General features: G+C 54.3%; 4 protein-coding genes. 3 read left to right on the top strand and 1 reads right to left on the bottom strand.

The window, feature by feature from the left end:
- Positions 1-869, bottom strand: an 869-nt coding sequence (locus B3Z49_RS11085; protein ID WP_296990827.1) for an EAL domain-containing protein, incomplete at its 3' end; no start/stop codon positions are given.
- Positions 870-1,202: 333 nt separating this feature from the next.
- On the opposite strand from B3Z49_RS11085, the gene B3Z49_RS11080 reads away from it, so the two are divergent.
- From B3Z49_RS11080 to B3Z49_RS11070, 3 genes are all read left to right on the top strand, one after another.
- Positions 1,203-2,612: an SPOR domain-containing protein gene (locus tag B3Z49_RS11080; RefSeq protein ID WP_296990825.1), complete on the top strand. Its 1,410-nt coding sequence runs from the start codon at positions 1,203-1,205 to the stop codon at positions 2,610-2,612.
- Positions 2,613-2,747: 135 nt separating this feature from the next.
- Entirely contained in the window at positions 2,748-3,473 is a 726-nt protein-coding gene (locus B3Z49_RS11075) for an SAM hydrolase/SAM-dependent halogenase family protein (RefSeq protein ID WP_296990823.1), read from the top strand.
- A gap of 110 nt (positions 3,474-3,583) precedes the next feature.
- Positions 3,584-3,969 (top strand): MBL fold metallo-hydrolase (locus B3Z49_RS11070; RefSeq protein WP_296990845.1); only part of this gene is annotated, 386 nt, incomplete at its 3' end.

Below are 3,969 nucleotides of genomic sequence, written 5' to 3'. Positions count from 1 at the left end.
ATGATCACGTTGCCCTGCCAGTTGCGGCGCACGGTTTCATCAAACTTGTCAAAATCCTTGGACGTCAGGGTGCCAAGATTAAGGTTGATCGAGAACGAACTTGCATGCGTCTTGAAGGTCCGCTTGCACAGGTAGTTCAGCATGCGTTTGTCGAGTGTCTCGGTCATGTGCTGGAACAGCCAGCGGTTTGATGCCAGATCAATATTGGGCATCAGCGCGTTGCGCAGATCGGTGATCGAGACAAAGAACTCGTCAAATACCGGATGCAGTTCCTTGGAACTGCCATGGGCGAAGACACAGACCGGTTGCTGGCGAATATGTTCGGACAGATCGGCTGTGTGAATGGTTTCTTCAAGTTCGCCGAGGTTTTCGGCCGTGATCGGGTTGAGGACGTTGTTGTCTTTTTCACGCTGGATGGCGCTGCGCATGTTCAAGCTTTTCTGGAGCTTTTTCGCGCGCTCATCAAGGTGCTGACACAGCAACAGGAATTCCTGGAACTCGGTATTAAGGTTGTACCAGGTGCAAAAACCGGTTTCCTCGCTGTCGTCCTGTGACAGCGGATCATCGCGGAACAGATAGCGCAGCGTATCTACAGCCGGTTCGACATCTGCAATCGATTTGTCTTTCCAGACAAAGATCAGATCATTGTTGGTCAGAACAAAGATACGGCCGACATAGAGTTTGACATAGCTTTCAAAGGTATTGGTCGCAACGCGGATATGATAATCGCGGCGGTGGAACGGCTTTAAGCGCGACAGGTGAATATGTACCGCCCGGTGCCCGTATTTACGGGTCTCCAGCCGTTGCACATAATCCAGCAACAGGTATTCCTGAAGGGCCTGTTGGCCATATTGCTGCGGTTCAATCACGCCGAAACCCCTGAAAGAGAAAACGTTTTTTTGAGTGGTTATTTGCCGGTTGAATACACCGAAGACCGAAGTCTGATCAAATCATAATGTTCTGAAGGTCTGGTTAATGGTTGAGACACTCACTTTAGCACTATTCTATGTATAGAAACTATACGTATGGCAGGACAAGTGTCGCGTCAAAAACAGTGATTAATTTGCTTTAACGAATTGTTGGCAAGCAGGGTGCAAAATCAAGGCTGTATGGGGGAAGTCCATGCCGGGTTTTGCTGGAATATGAACCGGCACTACAGCATGATTTCCGAAACGGGTTTTATGGAATAGGGGATTGGCGCCATGCAGGTATCCGCAAAGCGGACCGGGAACTGGCTGAAAATCGGCAAGGGTATTGCTGTGATCGGTGTGGTTTCATGGGTGTCGGCCTGTGCGCCGCTGCTGGATCAGGATTTCTGGGACGAGGCAACGTCTTTTGCCGATGACAATTACACCGCACTTGGCCTTCAACAATTGGCCAGCGGTGATTATGCATCTGCTGAAAAACTGTTTGACGAGGCACTGCGCAAAAATCCCCAGGATGGCCATGCAATGTTGTGGCGGTCTGTCCTTTATCAAAATACCAACCGCCCGGATCGGGCGCGCGACGGGTATGAAACACTGATCGCGATGAACCCGCCCGGTACGGTTCTGATGTCTTCGGCAACGGGCACGCAGCCCCGTCCGCTGCGTGATGCAGCTGAATTCAACCTGTCGCGGCTTCAGCGCGGCCTGCCGGGGTCGCTTAGTATCAATGATCAAATCATCAGCGGGCCGTCGGGCCTTGGCAATGGTGCCGCGGCTGTGGCCGCCGGTCGTGCCACAAACGCGCCAATGACGGGCAACCCGGTTTCGTCCATGACCAGCGCGTCAACCAGGCCGATGGATGTTCCGGCCGGTGCAGCGCTGTCGGCAGGGGACGAAGCAATCGCCAAACGGTTTGCAATCTTGCGCAATCTGCAGTCCACCGGACTTGTCACGCCCGAGGAATATTCCGCCCGCCGTTCGGCAAACCTTGGCGCCTTATTGCCCATGAGCCAACCGGCGCCGTCGGCATTTTTGAATAACCCGCCGCCAGAAGGTGAGCAGGTCGAACAACGTCTTAATCAGCTAAACCGTGCGCTTCAGATTGGGGCGATTACCGTGCAGGAACATGTTGCAGAACGCACCGCCATTCTCGATGCGTTGTTGCCAGCCCAGCCGCGCCAACGCGCAACCCCGCCGCCAGCGCCGCAAGGTCTGATGGATGCCGCACGCCAGATTGCACGCATCGAAGACTTGCAACAGATGAAGCTGGTGACACCCGATGAATTCAAGCGCGAACGTGATGCGATTGAAGCCGCCATTGTTGAACCGGCACAGGGCACGGCAATGACCCTTAATTCCGGGGAACCGGTTCGCCGTGTCGCCACGGGTGAAAGCCGCCCGGTTCAGGCGGCTGAGGAAATGGCAAGCGCGCCTGCCGCTATGGCAAGTGGCTCCAAATCGGTCCATCTGGCGTCTTATCGTAATGAGGCACAGGCAGAACGCGGCTGGCAGATCCTGAGCAGCCGTTATGGCCAACTTGCCCCGCTTCAACATGGTGTGACGCGCGCCAGCATTCCGGGCAAGGGCACCTATTACCGCCTGATGGCAACGGGACTAAGCGATAGTGCGGCAAGTTCCCTGTGTGCGGAGCTGAAACGACGCGGCCAGTTCTGCGAGGTCAAGTAGCACTTCGGGTCCATGGACCTTATCTTAAAAGAATAGCGACAACGCCGGTGGGATCAAAATGTTGCCACCGGCGTTGTTGTCTTCAAGCTAGGTCCTGAGCCTAACCTTATTCAACCGATGTACCGGTAACATGCCATGATCTTTATCTTTAGCGATTTTGGTGTAAACGGCCCTTATAGCGGCACCATGCGTTCGGTCGTGATGCGTCATGCGCCGGATGTGCCGATCTGCGATCTGATGTGTGATGCGCCGGATCGGAACCCGAAGGCCGCAAGTTACCTTTTGGCGGCCTTGACCCGTGAATTTCAGGCGGGTGATGTGGTCTTGGCGGTTGTTGACCCGGGCGTGGGCAGTGCGCGTCAGGGGCTTGTTGTTACGGCCGATGGCGTTTCATATGTCGGGCCGGATAATGGTTTGTTTGAAATGATTATAAGGCGTGCCGAAAAGGTATCGATCAAGGTCATTGACTGGATGCCCGATGATGCATCGGCAAGCTTCCATGGTCGGGATATCTTTGGCCCGGTTGCCGCAAGGGTCGCAACCGATCAGGCGTTTGCATCGCATCCGATCGCGCTTGATGCGCGGTTCGGTGCGGCAAAGAATTGGCCTGATGAATTGGCCGAAGTGATCTATGTCGATCCCTATGGCAACCTGATGATGGGACTTTCTGCGCGTTCACTTGATGAAAAGATCACAATCAATGCGCATATCGTTTCCGGTGTGCGGACATTCTCCGACGTTCCGGAAGGATCGGCTTTCCATTACCGCAATTCGATTGGGCTCTGTGAAGTGGCGGTCAATTGCGGACGCGCCGATAAATTGATGGGCGCTGTGATCGGAAGCACTGTTGGCGTGAATTGAATATGTTACGCGCAATCGATGATTGGTTCGCAAGTGTGTGATGTGATCGTTTGAAGGTGTGATAACTGGTGTTTGCGATAAGCAATCAATCCTTGAGCAGGGCTTGGTGAATGGCGATTGAGGTTAAATTCTGGGGCGTTCGTGGAAGCATTGCGTGCCCGTCACCTGACCATGTTGTTTATGGTGGCAATACCAGTTGCATTGAAATGCGTGTCGGTGACGAGGTCCTGATCTTTGATGCCGGGACCGGGATCCGCAACCTTGGCAAGGATCTGATCAGGCGCAATGTCACCCATGCCCATATCTTCCTGACCCATACACATTGGGATCACATCAACGGGTTCCCGTTCTTTGTGCCGGCCTATAACCCAAATGCGTCCTTCCGTGTCATGGCGGGGCATCTGACCCATCAGGGCGGGGTGGAGCGGGTGTTTTCGGCGCAAATGGCCGACCCGACATTTCCCGTGCCGCTGTCTGCCATGCAATCGAAGCTGAC

It is taken from the genome of Thalassospira sp. UBA1131, assembly GCF_002311515.1.
GTDB lineage: Bacteria > Pseudomonadota > Alphaproteobacteria > Rhodospirillales > Thalassospiraceae > Thalassospira.
The sequence above is the reverse complement of the archived record's forward strand: the minus strand, read 5'-3'. Positions and strand labels throughout refer to the sequence as shown.

Excerpts from the sequence above, each read along its gene's own strand:
- B3Z49_RS11080 (WP_296990825.1), top strand. The coding sequence starts at position 1,203 with ATGCAGGTATCCGCAAAGCGGACCGGGAACTGGCTGAAAATCGGCAAG.
- B3Z49_RS11075 (WP_296990823.1), top strand. The coding sequence starts at position 2,748 with ATGATCTTTATCTTTAGCGATTTTGGTGTAAACGGCCCTTATAGCGGC.